This is a genomic window from Cognatiluteimonas lumbrici, assembly GCF_006476065.1.
In the GTDB taxonomy this organism is placed as follows: Bacteria; Pseudomonadota; Gammaproteobacteria; order Xanthomonadales; family Xanthomonadaceae; genus Cognatiluteimonas; species Cognatiluteimonas lumbrici.
This window is the reverse complement of sequence record NZ_ML636798.1, coordinates 1,913,492-1,930,553: the sequence shown is the minus strand read 5'-3', so window position 1 is coordinate 1,930,553 and position 17,062 is coordinate 1,913,492. Positions and strand designations below refer to the sequence as shown.

At 71.4% G+C, this 17,062-nt stretch carries 14 protein-coding genes and 1 pseudogene; 1 reads left to right on the top strand and 14 read right to left on the bottom strand.

What is annotated here, in order from left to right:
- Positions 1-12 precede the first annotated feature (12 nt).
- The 12 genes and pseudogenes from E4F25_RS09345 to E4F25_RS09290 all read right to left on the bottom strand — a co-directional run bounded on the left by E4F25_RS09345 (position 13) and on the right by E4F25_RS09290 (position 13,201).
- Positions 13-2,205, bottom strand: a complete 2,193-nt coding sequence (locus E4F25_RS09345; protein ID WP_140909873.1) for a carboxy terminal-processing peptidase — start codon at positions 2,203-2,205, stop codon at positions 13-15.
- An 80-nt stretch (positions 2,206-2,285) separates the two neighbouring features.
- Positions 2,286-3,269 (bottom strand): lipoyl synthase, encoded by a 984-nt coding sequence (gene lipA / locus E4F25_RS09340; RefSeq protein ID WP_140909872.1) that lies wholly within the window; start codon positions 3,267-3,269, stop codon positions 2,286-2,288.
- A complete protein-coding gene (gene lipB, locus E4F25_RS09335) occupies positions 3,266-3,928 on the bottom strand; it encodes a lipoyl(octanoyl) transferase LipB (protein WP_140909871.1) in 663 nt (220 codons plus the stop codon). Before lipB ends, lipA begins: the two co-directional genes overlap by 4 nt.
- Positions 3,916-4,194 (bottom strand): DUF493 family protein, encoded by a 279-nt coding sequence (locus E4F25_RS09330; protein ID WP_140909870.1) that lies wholly within the window; start codon positions 4,192-4,194, stop codon positions 3,916-3,918. Before E4F25_RS09330 ends, lipB begins: the two co-directional genes overlap by 13 nt.
- A gap of 29 nt (positions 4,195-4,223) precedes the next feature.
- Entirely contained in the window at positions 4,224-5,447 is a 1,224-nt protein-coding gene (locus tag E4F25_RS09325; protein ID WP_140909869.1) for a D-alanyl-D-alanine carboxypeptidase family protein, read from the bottom strand.
- A gap of 48 nt (positions 5,448-5,495) precedes the next feature.
- Positions 5,496-6,626, bottom strand: a complete 1,131-nt coding sequence (locus E4F25_RS11665) for a septal ring lytic transglycosylase RlpA family protein (RefSeq protein WP_140909868.1) — start codon at positions 6,624-6,626, stop codon at positions 5,496-5,498.
- Positions 6,623-7,771, bottom strand: coding sequence for a lytic murein transglycosylase B (mltB, locus tag E4F25_RS09315; protein WP_140909867.1), 1,149 nt, complete (start codon positions 7,769-7,771; stop codon positions 6,623-6,625). Before mltB ends, E4F25_RS11665 begins: the two co-directional genes overlap by 4 nt.
- 25 nt (positions 7,772-7,796) lie before the next feature.
- On the bottom strand, positions 7,797-8,909 hold the full coding sequence (gene rodA, locus E4F25_RS09310; RefSeq protein WP_140909866.1) for a rod shape-determining protein RodA: 1,113 nt from the start codon (positions 8,907-8,909) through the stop codon (positions 7,797-7,799).
- 50 nt (positions 8,910-8,959) lie between these two features.
- Positions 8,960-10,819, bottom strand: a pseudogene (mrdA, locus tag E4F25_RS09305) (penicillin-binding protein 2); the annotation flags it as partial.
- A gap of 4 nt (positions 10,820-10,823) precedes the next feature.
- Positions 10,824-11,303: a rod shape-determining protein MreD gene (gene mreD / locus E4F25_RS09300; RefSeq protein ID WP_140909864.1), complete on the bottom strand. Its 480-nt coding sequence runs from the start codon at positions 11,301-11,303 to the stop codon at positions 10,824-10,826.
- Complete coding sequence (gene mreC / locus E4F25_RS09295) at positions 11,300-12,145, bottom strand: rod shape-determining protein MreC (protein WP_140909863.1); 846 nt, start codon at positions 12,143-12,145, stop codon at positions 11,300-11,302. The genes mreD and mreC overlap by 4 nt, the downstream gene beginning before the upstream one ends.
- A 9-nt stretch (positions 12,146-12,154) precedes the next feature.
- Positions 12,155-13,201 (bottom strand): rod shape-determining protein, encoded by a 1,047-nt coding sequence (locus tag E4F25_RS09290; RefSeq protein WP_140909862.1) that lies wholly within the window; start codon positions 13,199-13,201, stop codon positions 12,155-12,157.
- A 158-nt stretch (positions 13,202-13,359) separates the two neighbouring features.
- On the opposite strand from E4F25_RS09290, the gene E4F25_RS09285 reads away from it, so the two are divergent.
- Entirely contained in the window at positions 13,360-14,292 is a 933-nt protein-coding gene (locus E4F25_RS09285) for a carbohydrate kinase family protein (protein WP_140909861.1), read from the top strand.
- Here E4F25_RS09285 and E4F25_RS09280 read toward each other — a convergent pair whose 3' ends face one another.
- A complete protein-coding gene (locus tag E4F25_RS09280) occupies positions 14,293-15,018 on the bottom strand; it encodes a hypothetical protein (RefSeq protein ID WP_246069841.1) in 726 nt (241 codons plus the stop codon). It abuts the gene before it with no gap.
- On the bottom strand, positions 15,015-16,952 hold the full coding sequence (locus E4F25_RS09275; RefSeq protein ID WP_140909860.1) for a M1 family metallopeptidase: 1,938 nt from the start codon (positions 16,950-16,952) through the stop codon (positions 15,015-15,017). Before E4F25_RS09275 ends, E4F25_RS09280 begins: the two co-directional genes overlap by 4 nt.
- Positions 16,953-17,062 lie beyond the last annotated feature (110 nt).

Here is a 17,062-nt window from a genome sequence, read left to right as displayed (position 1 = left end):
GGTGGGCGGATTCTACTCCGCCCAGTGCGTCGCGCGGCCGGTCTCGGTCAGAACTTGCGCGGCCAGTTTCTGGTCCTCGACCAGCAGCGCGGTGGCGTCGGCCAGGATCGCCGCGGCCTCGCGCAGCAGCGGGTCCGGGCGGTCCTCGGCGGCCTTCTCGCGCGCCGCGTCCTCGACCACGTTGCGCTCGTTGGCCTGGAGGCCGTCGTCGAGCACGGTGGTCGCCAGCGGGTCCAGCTTCAGACCGAGCTCCTTGCGCAGCTCCTGGCGCTGCTTGCGGCGCGCGGCCTCGGCGTCGCGCTCGGCGCGGCGCTCGGCCTCGTTGAGCGAGACGAAGCCCTTGGCGCGCTCGCTGCGGAAGCGGGCCACGTCCTCGGCCCACCACTGGAACTCCTTGTTCTCGCGCACGCGCGCATCGTGCAGGGCGTCGAGCTGCGCCAGCATCGGGGTGAAGTTGCCGTAGCGCTTGTGCGGCACCGGCGCGATCCGGGTCCACGGCAGCGCGTTGTCGTAGGTGCTCTCGCCGAACTCGCTGGCGTCCACGCTCACCGGGAAGGTGATGTCGGGGATGACGCCCTTGTTCTGGGTGCTGCTGCCGCCGGGCAGGAAGAACTGCGCGATGGTCAGCTTGACCTGACCGAAGCGGGTTTCCTCGTTGCCGGGCCAGCGGTCCAGGTCCACCAGGTTCTGCACCGTGCCCTTGCCGAAGGTCGGCTCACCGACCACCAGGCCGCGGCCGTAGTCCTGGATGGCGCCGGCGAAGATCTCCGAGGCCGAGGCCGAGCCGCGGTTGACCAGCACCGCCAGCGGGCCGTCCCAGGCCACGCCCGGGTCGCGGTCGGACTCGACGCTGACGCGGCCGCCGGACTCGCGCACCTGCACCACCGGGCCCTGGTCGATGAACAGGCCGGTGAGTTCCACCGCCTCTGCCAGCGAGCCGCCGCCGTTGTTGCGCAGGTCCATGACCACCCCGTCCACCTTGCGCTCGCGGAACTGCGCCAGCAGGCGGGCGACGTCACGGGTGGCGGACACGTAGTCGGCCTTGTTGCTGCGGCGGCCGGCGAAGTCCTGGTAGAAGCCGGGCAGCTCGATCACGCCGATGCGCCGCGCCGGCAGGTCGCCGCGCGCCGGCACCTCGAGGATCTTCGACTTGGCGGCCTGCTCGGTCAGGCGGATCCTGTCGCGCACCAGCACCACGCGCCGGGGCTTGCTGTCCATGCCGGCCTCGGGCGGGATGATGTCCAGGCGCACCTTGGTGCCCTTTGGTCCCTTGATCTTGGCGACCACGTCGTCGATGCGCCAGCCGACCACGTCCTCCATCGGCCCGCTGTCGCCCTGGCCGACGCCGACGATGCGGTCGCCGGCCTCGAGCTGGCCGCTCTTGATCGCCGGGCCGCCCGGCAGCACCTCGCGGATCACCACCACGTCGTCCTGCTTCTGCAGCTGCGCGCCGATGCCCTCGAGCGACAGCGACATGGACTGGTTGAAGCGCTCCGCGCTGCGCGGATCGAAGTAATCGGTGTGCGGATCGATCGAGCCGGTGTAGGCGTTGATGAAGCTGGTGAACGCGTCGGTGGCGTCGAGCTCGTTCGCATTCTCGGCCATGTTGGCGTAGCGCTTGTCCAGCGTCTTGCGGATCTCGGCCGGCTCCTTGCCGGCGAGCTTCAGGCGCAGCCAGTCGTTGCGCACCGACTGCCGCCACGCCTTGTCGAGCTCCGCCGCCGACTTGGCCCACGGCACGTCCTCGCGGTCGTAGTGCCAGCGGTCGTCGCCGGTGAAGTCGAAGATGTCCTGCCCGAGCAGCTTTCGCGCGTAGGCGGAACGCTCGTTCATGCGTTGCTGGTACAGCGCGAACATCGCGTACGCGGGCTCGAGCTTGCCGGACTTGATGGCGTCGTCCAGCGCCGTGCGGTAGCGCGCGAAGCGCTCCACGTCCGCGGCCGTGAACAGCATGCGGCCGGGGTCGAGCGCCTCGAGGTAGCGGTCGAAGATGTCGGCCGAGAGCGCGTCGTCGAGCGGCTGCGGCCGGTAGGCGTAGCGGCTGTCCGAGAGCAGTCCGTAGACCAGCTTGGCGGTGGTGACCTGGTCGGCGGTGGGGCCCTGCCCAAGCGACTCGCCGGCCTGCGAGGTCGCCGCCTGTGGGCGTGCGAGCAAGGCCAGCGGGGCCACCAGGGCGAGGACCAGCAGGGTGCGGGGGGTCTTCATGGCTCGACTCTACCTGCCCGGCAAAGGCGTGAGGTGAACAGTGGCTGCCCGATCGCGGCTTCCGCCGCTCCCACAGCTTGCTACGCGGCGCCGGCCTCTGCCGCCTGCCGATCGGCATGGTATGACGAACGGACCATGGGCCCGGAGGCCACGTGGCTGAAGCCCAGGCCCATGCCGAACGCCTCCAGCGCCTTGTACTCGTCCGGGGTCCAGTAGCGCAGGACCGGATGGTGGTGGGGGCTGGGCTGCAGGTACTGGCCGATGGTGACCATGTCCACGTCGTGGGCGCGCAGGTCGCGCAGGGTCTGGTGGACCTGCTCCAGGGTCTCGCCGAGGCCGAGCATGATCCCGGACTTGGTCGGGATCCCGGGGTGCTGCTGCTTGAACTTCCGGAGCAGGGTCAGCGACCACTGGTAGTCCGCGCCCGGGCGCACGTTCCGGTACAGGTCGGGCACGGTCTCGATGTTGTGGTTGAACACGTCCGGCGGGTTCGCGGCCAGGATCTCCAGCGCGCGCTCCATGCGGCCCTTGCCGCGGAAGTCCGGGGTCAGGATCTCGATCTTCGTGCCCGGGCTCATCTCGCGGATGGCGGTGATGCAGTCCACGAAGTGGCCGGCGCCACCGTCGCGCAGGTCGTCGCGGTCCACGCTGGTGACCACCACGTACTTCAGGCCCATGTCCTTGACCGTCTGCGCCAGGTGCAGCGGCTCGGCCGGGTCCGGCGGCTTCGGGCGGCCGTGGGCGACGTCGCAGAACGAGCAGCGGCGGGTGCAGACCTCGCCGAGGATCATGAAGGTGGCGGTGCCGTGGCCGAAGCACTCGTGGATGTTCGGGCAGCTCGCCTCCTCGCACACCGTCACCAGGCGGTTCGCGCGCAGCTTCTCCTTGAGCTTCTGCACGGCGTTGCCGGACGGTATCCGGACCCGGATCCAGGACGGCTTGCGCAGCACCGGCGCGTCGGCGAACTGCACCGGCGAACGCGCGATCTTGTCGGCCGCGACCTGGCGCGCGCCGGGCTCGAGGCTGGCCGGCTCCAGGGTGGTGATCGGGATGGCCTTGCTCATGCCGCCATTGTCGCATCGGCGGGCACCGGGCGCAGGCCCAGGGCCTCGCCCATCGCCGCCAGCAGCACCGGCTTCACCGCCTCGACGCTGCCGGGACCGCCCAGGTCCGCCATCGCCACCACCTCCAGCCCGGCGTAGCCGCAGGGATTGATGCGGTGGAAGGGCTCCAGGTCCATGGCGATGTTGAAGGCCAGGCCGTGGAAGCAGCAGCCGCGGCGCACGCGGATGCCGAGCGCGGCGACCTTGGCGCCGTTGACGTAGACGCCGGGCGCGCCGTCGCGGCGCCGGCCCTCGATGTTCCACTCGGCCAGGGTATCGATCACCGCCTGCTCGATGCGGCAGACGTAGTCGCGCACGCCGAGTTTCAGCCGGCGCAGGTCCAGCAGCGGGTAGGCCACGATCTGGCCGGGCCCGTGGTAGGTGACCTGGCCGCCGCGGTCAACGCGGACCACCGGGATGTCGCCGGCGGCCAGCACGTGCTCGGGACGGCCGGCCTGGCCGAGGGTGAACACGGGATCGTGCTCGACCAGCCACAGCTCGTCGGGGGTGGCCTCGGTGCGCGCGTCGGTGAAGCGCTGCATCGCCCGCCACACCGGCTCGTACGGCTGCCTGCCGAGGTCGCGGACCAGGCAGTCGCGGCGGCCCGCTACAGCGTCCACTTCACTTCGGGGTGTTCGCGCAGCACCGCGTGCGCCACTTCGTACTGCTCGCGCGACTCGGCGCGGAAGCTCACCCGCACGGAGACGAACTTGCCGCCGCTGGACTCGCGCGTGCTCACGGTCTCGCGCAGCACCGCCAGGTCCGCGGCCTCGAGCAGCGACGGGATGATCTCCTCCAGGCCGGTGCCGGCCGGGCCCATCGCGGTGATCTCGAACTCGCCGGGGAACTGGAAGCCGTGTTCCGGATTGTCGGATTTGATTTCCATATGGATTGGTCGCGGCGCGAGCGCCGCTCCTACAGGGAGTTCCACCACATCAGGAACTCGTGCCACAGGCGCTTGAAGAAACCCGCTTCCTCGACCGCCTCCAGCGCCACCAGCGGCCGTTCGGCGACCACCTTGCCGTCCAGCGACACCTTCACCGTGCCGATCCGCTGGCCCTTGGCGATCGGCGCGACCAGGGTCTGCGGCACGTCCATGGTCGGCTTGAGCTGTTCGTACTTGCCGCGCGGCGTGCTGACCAGGAGCGGCTCGGCCACGCCCAGCCTGACTTCGTTGGCCTGGCCCTTCCACAGCTTCTGCGTGGCCACCGCCTGCCCGGCGTCGTACAGCTTGTGGGTCTCGTAGAAGCGGAAGCCCCAGTTGAGCAGCGCCTGCGAATGCACCGCGCGCTGGTTCTCGCTGGTGTCGCCGAGCACCACCGAGATCAGGCGCTGGTCGCCGCGCTTGGCCGACGCCATCAGGCAGTAGCCGGCGGCGTTGGTGTGGCCGGTCTTGATCCCGTCCACCGACTTGTCGCGCCACAGCAGCACGTTGCGGTTGGGCTGGGTGATCGGGCCGACGGTGAATTCCTTGATGCTGTTGTACGAGTACGCCTTCGGGTAGTCGCGGATCAGCGCGCGGCCGAGCAGCGCCAGGTCGTAGGCGGTGGAGTAGTGGTCCTCGTGCGGCAGGCCGTGCGGATTGACGAAGTGGGTGTTCTCCATGCCGATGCGCTTCGCGTAGGCGTTCATCAGCGCGGCGAAGGCCTCCTCGCTGCCGGCGACGTGCTCGGCGAGCGCGATCGCGGCGTCGTTGCCGGACTGCACCACCATGCCCTTCTCCATCTGCACCAGCGGCGCGGTCTTGTTGACCGGGAAGCCGCTGTAGCTGCCGTCGGTGCCGGCGCCGCCGGTCCGCCAGGCGTGCTCGCTCATCATCACCTCGTCGTCCTCGCTGATCTTGCCGGCGGCCATTTCCGCGGCGATCACGTACGAGGTCATGACCTTGGTGATGCTGGCCGGCTCGCGGCGCGCATGGATGTTCTCGCCGGCGAGTACCTGGCCGGTGGCGTAATCCATCAGCACCCAGGCCGCGGCCTTGCCCGGCACCGGCGCCGGCGGGATCGGCAGCGTCTCGCTCAGCGCGGCCGGCTGCGGCTTCGACGGCTGGGGCGGCTGGTCCTGGGCAACGGCGATCCCGGTGGCCGCGGTGAATGTCGCAGCAAGGGCGAGGACGAGGGTGGCGGCAGTTTTCTTCAAGACAACGGCTCTTCTTCTGGACGGAATGCGTGGAGCGAAAGGGAAAGTCTACTCGCGCACGGGCTGGGGCTGGCCGAAGCCGAGCCCGCTGATGCGCGCGGCGAGGGCGTCGGCCGCGGATTCGGCGACCGGGCCCACGCGCAGGCGCCAGACGCGGCGGCCGCCGGCATCGGCGTCGAGCAGGCGGGCGCCGTCGATGCCGGCCCCCGCGAGCACGGCCAGCGCGCGCTCCGCGTTCTCGCGGCTGCCGAAGCTGGCGACCTGGAATTCGACGCCCGGCGCGACCGGCGGCTGCGCGGGCGCGGGCGCGGGGGTGGGCGCGGGGGTGGGCGGGGCCGCGCTCGGGCCGCCGGCGACCGGGGTGGCGCTGGCGACCAGTTGCGCCGGCAGCTCGCCGACCAGCGCGTCCATCGGCGACTCCGGCAGCGGCTCGACCGCGGCGGGCCGTGGCGCCTCCTGCACGGCGGCGGCCACCGCGTCGTGCTCGACGCGCGCGTTCTCGCCCGGGCTCAGGCCGACCACGCGCACGCGCGCGGTGCCGGCGCGGTCCACGCCCAGCTTCACCGCCGCGGCGTAGCTGAGATCGATGATGCGGCCGTCGTGGAACGGTCCGCGGTCGTTGACGCGCACCACCACCGACTGCCCGTTGCCAAGGTTGGTCACGCGCGCGTAGCTGGGCAGCGGCAGCGTCTTGTGCGCGGCCGTGAACGCGTACATGTCGTACACCTCCAGGCTCGAGGTGCGGCGGCCATGGAACTTGCTGCCGTAATAGGAGGCGATGCCGACCTCGTCGTAGCCCTCGGCGCTGTCGCGCACGTAGTAGCTCTTGCCGAGCACCTTGTAGGGCGAGCGGTTGCCGTACTTCGAGCGCGGCTCGGCGCGCACTTCCGGCTCCGGGATCAGGTGCACGTCGGGGATGCCGCCTTCCGGCGCGCTGTCCTTCACGCCCGGCGCGTACAGGCCGCCGGCGACGTAGTTGCCGCGCTTGGACAGGTCTTCCTGCGCCGGCGGATACGGCGAGCGGCGCGGCGGGTTGCTGCGCTTGCCGGCGGTGCCGTGGTTCTCGACCACCACCTTGGTCCCGGGCGGCGGCGGCTTCGGTGGCGTGCTGCCGCAGGCCGCGATGCCTGCGGCCGCGCAGGCCGCCACCAGCAGTCGCGCGCAGCGCGCGGCGCTCATGCGCCGGCGGCTCCCGGCGGCGCGCCGACGCCGTCGCGGATCGCCTGCGCCAGCTGGTGCACGGCCATCGCGTACATCGGCGAGTGGTTGTAGCGGGTGATCACGTAGAAGTTGCGGTAGCCGATCCAGTACTCGCGGCCGTCGGCGCCGTCGAAGGCCACCAGGGTCGCGCGCGGCCCGGCATCGCCCGGGACCGGCTCGCCCGGGCGCACCGAGTAGCCCATCGCCGCGAGCTCGGACAGCGTCCACTGCGGCTTCGGCGAATCCGGCGCCAGGTCGCGCGCGCCCGGGTCGCGGTCGGCGCGCGCCGCCACCGGTTGCCCGCGCTGCCAGCCGTGGTCGGCGAAGTAGTTGGCGATGGAGGCGAAGATGTCGTTGGTGTCGCCGAGCAGGTCGCGGCGGCCGTCGCCGTCGCCGTCCTTGCCCCAGATGCGGTAGCTCGACGGCATGAACTGGCCCCAGCCCATGGCGCCGGCGTAGCTGCCCTTGATGGTCGCGATGTCCAGCCCCTCTTCCCGCGACAGCGCGAACAGGTGCGCGAGCTCGGCGGCGAAGAACGGCGCCCGCTTCGGATAGTGGAAGGCCAACGTGGTCAGCGCGTCGAGCACGCGGTAGTTGCCGGTGATGCGCCCGTAGCTGGTTTCCACCCCGATGATCGCGACGATGTACTCGGCCGGCACGCCGCTGTCCGCGGCGACCCGCTCCAGCGCCTCGCGGTGCTCGCGGTAGAAGGCCTGGCCGCCGGAGATGCGCGCATCGGTCATGAAGATCGGGCGGTAGTCGGCCCAGGAGCGGACCTTCTCCGCCGGACGGCTGATCGCGTCGATGATCGACTGCTTGTACTCGGCCTGGGCCAGCGCCGCGCGCACGGTGTCGGCGTCGGCGCCGTAATGCTCGACCGCGTAGGCCACGAAGTTCGCCTGGCGCTGCTCCAGCGGCAACGACGGGTCGGTCACCGCGGCCGGGGCCGGTGGGCGGTCGCGCGGCTCGGGCAGCGGATCCACGTCGGGCGTCGCGACCGGTCCGGGCCCGGCTGCGGGCGGCGGTTCCGGTGCCACCACGGCGGTGTCGGCGGGCGGCGGCGGGGCGGGCGTGGCACACGCGGCCAAGGCCATCGCGAGCGCTGGAATCAGGGCGATCTTCATGCTCACGAGGTTATCACGCAGCCGCTTAATGCCCGTGCATCGGCTTGTGCGCGCGCACCGCCATCACCACGCCCATTCCGGCCAGCAGCGACACCGCAGAAGTGCCGCCGTAGCTGAGCAGCGGCATCGGCACGCCCACCACCGGCAACAGCCCGGAGATCATGCCCCCATTCACGATCACGTACACGAACAGCGCCAAACCGAGGCTGCCCGCGAGCAGGCGCGAATAGCCGTCGCGCGCCTCGGCCGCGATCCACAGGCAACGGCCGATGATGAACAGGTACAGCGCCAGCACCGTGGCCACCCCGGCCCAGCCGAACTCCTCGCTGAGCACCGCGAAGATGAAGTCGGTGGTGTGCTCGGGCAGGTAGTCCAGGTGCGACTGCGAGCCCTGCAGCCAGCCCTTCCCGGTCAGCCCGCCGGCGCCGATCGCGATCTTCGACTGGATGATGTTCCAGCCGGCACCGAGCGGATCCGACTCCGGGTCCAGGAAGGTGAGGATGCGATCCTTCTGGTACGGCTTGAGCACCCAGAACCACGCCGCCGGCGCGGCCGCCGCGAGGCCCGCGAACGCGGCGCCGAACCACCACCACGACAGCCCCGCCAGGAACAGCACGAACGCGCCGCTCGCGGCGACCAGCATCGCGGTGCCGAAGTCGGGCTGCAGCAGGATCAGCGCGGTCGGCACGAAGATGATGCCCAGCGCCACCAGCACCACCCGGAAGCGCGGCGGCAGCGGCTCGCCGTTGAGGTACCACGCCACCATCATCGGCAGGCTCAGCTTGAGCAGTTCGGCTGGCTGGAAGAAGAACACGCCCAGGTCGATCCAGTGGCGGCCATGGCGGCCGGTGCCGATCGCCAGCACCAGCAGCAGCGGCACGATGGTCAGCACGTAGGCCGCGGGGGTGGCGTTGCGCAGGCGGTGCGGCGGGATCCGCGACAACGCCCACAGCGCGCCGAAGCCGACCGCGTAGCGCGCGGCCTGCGCGACCACCAGCGACTTCGATCCGCCGCCGGCGCTGTACAGCACCGCCAGGCCGATGCCCATCAACGCGAACAGCGCGGCGCACAGCTGCCAGTCCAGCGTGCGCAGCAGGCGCGCGGCGAGGTCGAACAGCCAGCGCAGGATGGCGCTCATCGCACGCGCCCCTCGACGTTGCCGAACGACACCACCTGCTGGCCCGCGGCCGGCGCCACCGGTTGCGGCGAGCGTCCCAGGATCCAGGCGTCCATCACCGCGCGCGCGATCGGCGCCGCGGTGCTCGAGCCGAAGCCACCGTGCTCGACCGCGACCGCGACCGCGATGGTCGGCTTGTCCGCCGGTGCGTAGCCGATGAACCAGGCCTGGTGGCGCAGCGCCAGCGGCAACTGGTGCGGATCCACGCTGACCGAGCCGGTGCGGCTGACGCGCTGCGCGGTGCCGGTCTTGCCGGCGATGGTGTACGGCGCGCCGCGCCCGGCCGAGTAGTAGCCGGTGCCGCCGGGCTGCATGGTCATCTCCATGCCCTCGCGCACCGCCTGCATGTGCTGCGGGTCGTCGCTGATGGACACCGGCGCGGGCTGGGCCATCGGTCGCCACGGCGCCTCGTAGCCGTCGCGCCGTTCGCTCGCCAAGTGCAGCCGGCGCAGGTGGCCGTCGTCGGCGAGCGCCGCGGTCGCACGCGCGAGCTGCAGCGTGGTCGCCTTCCAGAAGCCCTGGCCGATGCCCGCGATCACGGTCTCGCCGGTGTACCAGGGCTCGCGGCTGTTCTGCCGCTTCCACTCCGGCGACGGCACGATGCCCTCGCTCTCGCCGACCAGGTCGATGCCGGTGCGCTGGCCGAAGCCGTAGCGCCGCATCCACTGCGCGAGCCGCTCGATGCCCATGTCCAGCGCCAGCTGGTAATAGTAGGTATTGACCGAGGCGGCGATGGACTTGCGCAGGTCGGTCCAGCCGTGGCCGCCGGCGTGCGAGTCGCGGTAGCCGCGGCGCTGGCCCGGGATGTGGAATTCGCCGGTGGACATGACGCGGTCCTCCGGCGTGCGCAGCCCGCTGTCGAGCCCGGCCAGCGCCATGAACGGCTTCACCGTCGAGCCCGGCGGTCCCCCGCCGAGCACGTTGCGGTTGAACAGCGGCCGCGACGGGTTGTCCATCAGCGCGCGGTAGGCCGCGTGCGAGATGCCGTTGACGAACAGGTTGGGGTCGTAGGACGGCAGGCTGACCATCGCCAGGATCTCGCCGGTGCGCGGGTCCACCGCCACCGCCGAGCCGTCGTGGTCGCCGAACGCGGTGACCATGGCCCGTTGCAGGTCGAGGTCGATGGACAGCCGCAGGTCGGTGCCCGGCACCGCCGGCACGCGTCCGACGGTGGCCAGCGCGCGGCCCTCGACGTTGGTCTCGACCTGCTCGTATCCGATGCGCCCGCGCAGGATCTCGTCGTAGTAGCGCTCGATGCCGGTCTTGCCGACGTGGGTGAAGGCGCGTTCGCCCTCGCCCAGCTGCGCGAGGTCGTCCTCGTCGACGCGGCCGACGTAGCCGATCACGTGCGCCAGCAACTGCCCGTGCGGATAGCGCCGGTTGAGGTAGGGCACGAGCTCGACGCCGGGGAAGCGCCAGCGGTCCACCGCGAAGCGCGCGACTTCCTCCGGCCCCACCCGCGGCTTCAGCGTGATCGGGCGGAAGCGCTTGCCGGTGCGCCGCGCCTCCTCGAACCGGGCGACGGCCTCGTCGTCCAGGGCCACGATCCGGCGCAGCTGCGGCAGCCAGTCCCCGGGCGGCCCGGCCTCCAGCGGGGTGACGTCGAGCCGGTACGCGGGCACGTTGTCGGCCAGTACTCGGCCCTTGCGATCGAGGATCAGTCCGCGCCCCGGCAGCACCGGGCGCAGCTTCAGCCGGTTGGCCTCGGACTGCAGCGCGTAGCGGGTGTGCTCGAGCACCTGCAGCCGGTAGTACCACCCGGCCAGGCCCAGCAGCGACACCACCACCACCACGAAGCCGAGCAGCGCGCGGCGGCGGAACTGCGCGGCCTCCGCGGCGGGCGACTTGAGCTGTCGGCGGCGCGGGCGCATGCGCTCAGCCCCGGCCGCCGAGCCGGAACCGGTCGAGCAGCACGAACACCGGCGGCCACAGCAGCATGCCGGTCAACGGCGACCACCAGAAGCTCGCGGGCAGTTGCGGCTCGTCGAGCATCAGGTGAAGCACCGCGGCGACCACGCGGTCGTTGAGCAGCAGGCCGCCGATCGCCAGCGCCTGCTGCGACAACGGGAAGAAGCGGAGCTGGGCGCGGAAGCGGCCGACGATGAAGGCCATGATCACCAGCCGCAGCGCCTGCTCGCCGAGGATGCTGCCGAAGGCCAGGTCCGCGCACAGCCCGGTCAGGAAGGCGAGCCCGAGGCCGGCGCGCTCGGGCGCCTCGATCAGCCAGTAGACCAGCACCAGCGCCAGCCAGTACGGACGCAGCGCCTGCAGCATTTCCGGCAGCGGCAGCAGGCCGAGCAGCAGCGCGGCGAGGATGCTCACCGGCAGCAGCCAGGGATTGCGCTGGCGGCTCACGGGCCCACCCCCTGCTCGCGCAGCAGCAGCACGTCGCGGCCGCGGTCCAGCTGTGCCGCCGGTGTCAGGTCGCCGACAAGGAAGGCGTGGCTGTCGTCGGGGTGCAGCGCGGTGACGGTGCCTACCGGGAACCCGGCCGGGAAGCGCCCGCCGATGCCCGAGGTGATCACCGCATCGCCGACCCGCACGTCCGCCGACAGCGGGATGTTGGCCAGCTCGAGCGTGCCGCTGCGGCCCTTGCCGTAGGCGACCAGGCGCACGCCGGTGCGCGCGACCATCACCGGCACGGCGTGGTCGGGATCGGTGAGCAGCAGCACGGTGGCGTTGTCCGGGCGCACCGCGATCACCTGCCCCACCAGCCCGCCGGCGTCGATCACGCTCTGCCCGGCGCGCACGCCGTCGTTGCTGCCGGCGTCGAGCACCAGCCGCTGGCGGGTGGGGTCGAGGTCGATGTCGAGGATCGGCGCAAGCTGCACGTCGAGGCCGCCGCGGCGCGCGGCGCCGAGCAGCCCGCGCAGGCGCTCGTTCTCGGCGGCCGCGGTCTGCAGCCGCGAGACCCGCGCGCCGCTGAGCAGCAGCGCGTTGCGCAGCGTGCGGTTCTCTTCCGCCAGGCGGGCGCGGGTGGTGGCGTTGTCGCCGAGCGCATCGCCGATGCGCGAGGGCAGCCCCGCCAGCCACCACAGCGGCTGCGCCAGCACCGTGGCCTGCTGCCGTGCCTGCGACAGCCAGCCGCCGCGGTGGTCGAGCACGATCAGCGCCACCGCCAGCGCCAGGTAGGCGAGCAGGCGCAGGGTTCCGGCGACATCGCTGGGGCGGGGCGAGGCGGAACCGTAGGAAGGCACGGCGTCCGCTTACTCGGGTGCGAAGAACTCGTTCCCGTGCATGTCCACCAGCTCCAGCGCGCGGCCGCCGCCGCGGGCGACGCAGGTCAGCGGGTCGTCCGCGACCTGCACGTGCAGGCCGGTCTCCTCGCTGATCAGGCGGTCGAGGCCGCGCAGCTGCGCGCCGCCGCCGGTGAGCACGATGCCGCGCTCGGCGACGTCCGCGGACAGCTCCGGCGGGGTCTGCTCGAGCGCCTGGCGGATCGCCGCGACGATCCCGGCCAGCGGCTCGTGCAGCGCCTCCAGCACTTCGTTCGAGTTGATGGTGATCATCTTCGGCACGCCCTCGGCGAGGTGGCGGCCAAAGACCTCGATCTCGCGCACTTCCTCGGGCTTGTAGGCGCAGCCGATGTCGAGCTTGGTCTTCTCGGCGGTGGCGTCGCCGATCAGCATGCCGTGCATGCGCCGCACGTAGGCGATGATCGCCTCGTCGAAGCGGTCGCCGCCGATGCGCACGGACTGCGAGTAGACGATGCCGTTGAGCGCGATCACCGCGACCTCGGTGGTGCCGCCGCCGACGTCCACGACCATCGAGCCGCGCGCCTCGGTCACCGGCATGCCGGCGCCGATCGCGGCCGCCATCGGCTCCTCGATCAGGAACACCTCGCGGGCGCCGGCCTCCTCGGCCGACTCCTTGATCGCGCGGCGCTCGACCTGGGTGCTGCCGGCCGGCACGCACACCAGCACCCGCGGGCTCGGCCGCAGCAGCCGCGACTTGTGCACCTTGCGGATGAAATGCTTGAGCATTTCCTCGGTGTAGGTGAAGTCGGCGATGACGCCGTCCTTCATCGGCCGGATGGTGGTGATGTGGCCCGGGGTGCGCCCCAGCATCTGCTTGGCCTCGGTGCCCACCGCCGCCACCGTGCGGGTGTTGCCGGCAAGGCGGTCCTGGCGGATCGCCACCACCGAAGGCTCGTTCAGGACGATTCCCTGGCCGCGGACGTAAATGAGGGTGTTGGCCGTGCCGAGGTCGATCGACAGGTCGTTGGAGAACATGCCGCGGAACTTCTTGAACATCGAGCGGGGAATCCCAGTAAAAGGTGGCAAACGGGCGCGCGCGGGGGATGGGCTAGCCTAGCAAACTCTGGCCCCGGCGGGCGCCAGCCGTTACCCTAGCGCGCGCCGCCGGTCGCACTCCGGCCGCGACCTCCGTCCCAGCCCTCCGAGACCTGCCCATGGCTGCGCTGATCTGCGGCTCCCTCGCCTACGACACCATCATGGTCTTCCCCGACCAGTTCAAGAACCACATCCTCCCGGACAAGGTGCACATCCTCAACGTGTCCTTCCTGGTGCCGAGGATGCGGCGGGAATTCGGGGGCTGCGCCGGCAACATTGCCTACAACCTCAAGCTGCTGGGCGGGGACCCCATCCCGATGGCCACCGTGGGCCAGGATTTCGGCCCCTACCGGGAGTACTTCGCCGGGCTGGGCATCGACCTGTCGCGGGTCAAGGAGATCCCGGAGCTGTTCACCCCGCAGGCCTTCATCACCACCGACCACGACAACAACCAGATCACCGCCTTCCACCCGGGGGCGATGATGCGCTCGCACGAGAACCACGTCCGCGACGTGCCCGGGGTCACCATCGGCATCGTCAGCCCCGACGGCCGCGACGGCATGATCCAGAACGCGCGCGAGTTCCGCGAGGCCGGGATCCCGTTCGTGTTCGACCCGGGCCAGGCCATGCCGCTGTTCAACGGCGCCGAGCTGCGCGAGTTCATCGAGCAGGCCGACTACGTCACCGTCAACGACTACGAGTCCAACCTACTGCAGGAGCGCACCGGCTGGGACGAGGCCACCATCGCCGGCAAGGTGAAGGCCTACATCGCCACCCGCGGCCCCAAGGGCGCGGTGATCTACGCCGATGGCGAGGTGATCGAGGCGCCGCCGGCCAAGGAGCGCTGCATCGCCGACCCCACCGGCTGCGGCGACGCCTTCCGCGCCGGGCTGATCTTCGGCATCGAGCGCGGCTACGACTGGAAGACCATCGGCCGCATCGGCAACCTGATGGGCTCGCTCAAGGTCGAGCACCACGGCACCCAGAACCAGCGCTTCAGCTACGACGAGTTCGCCGAAGAGTTCCGCCGCCAGTTCGGCTACGCGCTGTAGCTACCAGGGCATGCGGCCGGGGTCGAGGCCGCCGGTCTCGAAGGTGGCGGTGCGGGTGCCGCCGGCCTCGACCGGGAACTCGATCGCCAGCGTCCCGGCCTCCCGTGCCATGCGCCAGAGCGCGGCGTCGTCCTCGATGAACATGGCGATGGCTTCGTCGGTATCCGGGCGGTAGGCCGACATGCGCGAGGCCGCGCCGTCGTCCACGGTCACCGGCACCCGGCACTTGCGATAACAGTCGAAGTCGCCGGACTGCAGCACCAGGTAACTGCTGCGGCCCCACTCCGGGTGGTCGCGGAACACCAGCTGCACGCGCGACGGCGCGCCGTCGCCGAGGTCCACCTCCTCCTTCGACCAGATCACCGCCGAGCGCTGCTCGCCGGCGCCGGCCGCCTGGCGCGGATAGCTCCAGAGGCCGGCAAGCCGCGCCTCCTCGCGCTGCGCCTCGGCTTTCGCGGTGACCTCGGGCATGCGTTCGCCCACGCGGGCGGCGGCTGCGCTGGTCGGGTACTTGGCCAGCAGCACGTCGCCCTGGGCCTTGGCCAGCTGCCAGTTCTTGTCGGCCACGGCGGCGTCGAACGCCGCCGCGCCCTCCTCCGCCGCGCGTTCCGCCGCGGCCGCCTGGGCCGCGGCCTGCTCGGCCAGGCGCTCCTCGCGGTTGCAGCCGGCGCCGGCCGCGATGGCCAGCCCCAGCACGACGGCCGCCGGGAGGCGCGCCCGGCTCACTGCGCGACCTGCGGGATCTCGACGCCCTCGGCGGCGGCGATCGCGGCCTCCACCGAGCCGGTTGTGATCGGGTGGTAACCGGGGCGCGCCTTCGCGAACACGTCCTTGGCGAACGCGAGGCCTTCCGGCGCCTGCACCAGCGCGTGGTAGATCGGCATGATCAGCTTGCGGCGACCGACGCGCTGCATGAACGCGGCCATGTCGTCGTTGACGACGTCGTAGCCGCTGCGCACCGCCAGCGGGTACCAACGCATCGCGACCTCGCCGTTGCGCGTGCCGGTGAACTCGTAGGCCGCGTCGAGCGCCGCCATCTGCTCCTGCGTGAGCGTCTGCGGCATGCCGTCCAGGAAGTGCAGCCACTCCTGGGTGCTCCAGGCATCGGTGGCGCTACGCGGCGGCAGTGTGCCGTCGGCCAGCCAGGCCGCGCGCGCATCGTCCACTGCCTGCAGCGGCGCCGACACGATCTCCGGCGCCGAGTCCGGAATCGTGGTGCCGTAGATCCACTCCTCCAGCTCCTCGCGGGTGACCTTGCCGGGATGCTTGTCGAGCAGGTGCTCCTGCGCGTACGCGATGAAGGTGGTGGTCGGGATCGACTGGAACGCGAAGTGGTCGAAGTAGCCACGCAGGAACGGATCGAAGGCCTCGCGCCCGAAGCGCTCCTCGAGGAACTCCAGGAACCACGCGCCCTTGTCGTAGGCGACCTCGGTCAGCGGATCGCCGGCGGCGACGCGCACGTCGGGGCGGATCGCCAGCGCGCGCGCCTGTTCCGGCATGTCCTCCAGCCCGGCGCTCAGTGCGTTGCGCGCGATCACGAACTCCATGTCGGCCAGCTCCTTGCCGTAGAGCTCCTCGATGATGCGGTTCTCGACGTAGCTGGTCACGCCCTCGTTGAGCCAGGCGTCCTTGGGCGTCGAGAAGGTGACCAGGTTGCCGGACCAGCTGTGCGCCAGCTCGTGCGCGATCAGCGACACCAGCGACTTGTCGCCGACGATCACGGTCGGGGTGATGAAGCTGATGCGCGGGTTCTCCATGCCGCCGTAGGGGAACGAGGGCGGCAGCACCAGCATGTCGTAGCGCTCCCAGCGGTAGGGGCCGTAGAGCTGTTCGGTGACCTCGATCATCTTCTCGGTGTCGGCGAACTCGGCGGCGGCGCGGGACACCATCGCCGGCTCGGCCCAGACGCCGCTGCGGGCGCTGATCGGCTCGAACACCAGGTCGCCGGCGGCGATCGCGAGCAGGTAGGACGGGATCGGCTGCGGCATCTCGAAGCTGTAGTCGCCGTCGCGCTCGGCCTGCGGGTCGTTGTCGGCGCTCATCAGCACCATGGCGTCGGCCGGGGCGGTGACGTGCGCGGTGTAGGTGAAGCGGACGCTCGGCGTGTCCTGCAGCGGCACCCACGAACGCGCGTGGATCTGCTGCGACTGGCTGAACATGAAGGGCTGCTTGCCGCCCTCCGTCATCGCCGGGGTCAGCCACTGCAGGCCGGAGGCCTCGGGCGAGGTGCGGTAGGCGACGCGGATGCTGGCGTTGCGCTCCGGCGCCTCGATGGTCAGCTTGCTGCCGAGCAGCGAGTCGGCGTCGGCCAGGGTGTACTGCAACGGCTGCCAGCTGCCGTCGGCGCCCTCGCCCTCGACGCTCTCGATGGTGAGGTCGCGGGTGTCGAGCACCAGTTCGGTGGCCGCGTCGTCCAGCCAGTCGAGGGTGTAGGTGGCGGTACCGGCGATGGTGCGCTGGTCGAAATCGAGCGCCAGGTCGAGGGCCAGCGCCGTGGTCGTGACCTTGCCGGGCTCGGCGTACGAGAGTGCGTCCTCGGCCGGGTCCGCGGCGGCCGTGGCGCCCGGCTGCGCTGTGGCGTCGGCGGGTGCGGGATCGCGCGCGCAGGCGGAGGCGGCGAGCAGCGCGGCGGCGGACAACAGCAGCAGGGTCTTGCGCATGGAGGGGGGCTCCGGAACGGCGGGGAACAGACCTTCGAGTGTACTGCGAACGCCGCGGTGCCGATGGTTGGCCAACTTCCGTCATGGCAACCATGGCGGCGTCCCGGGCA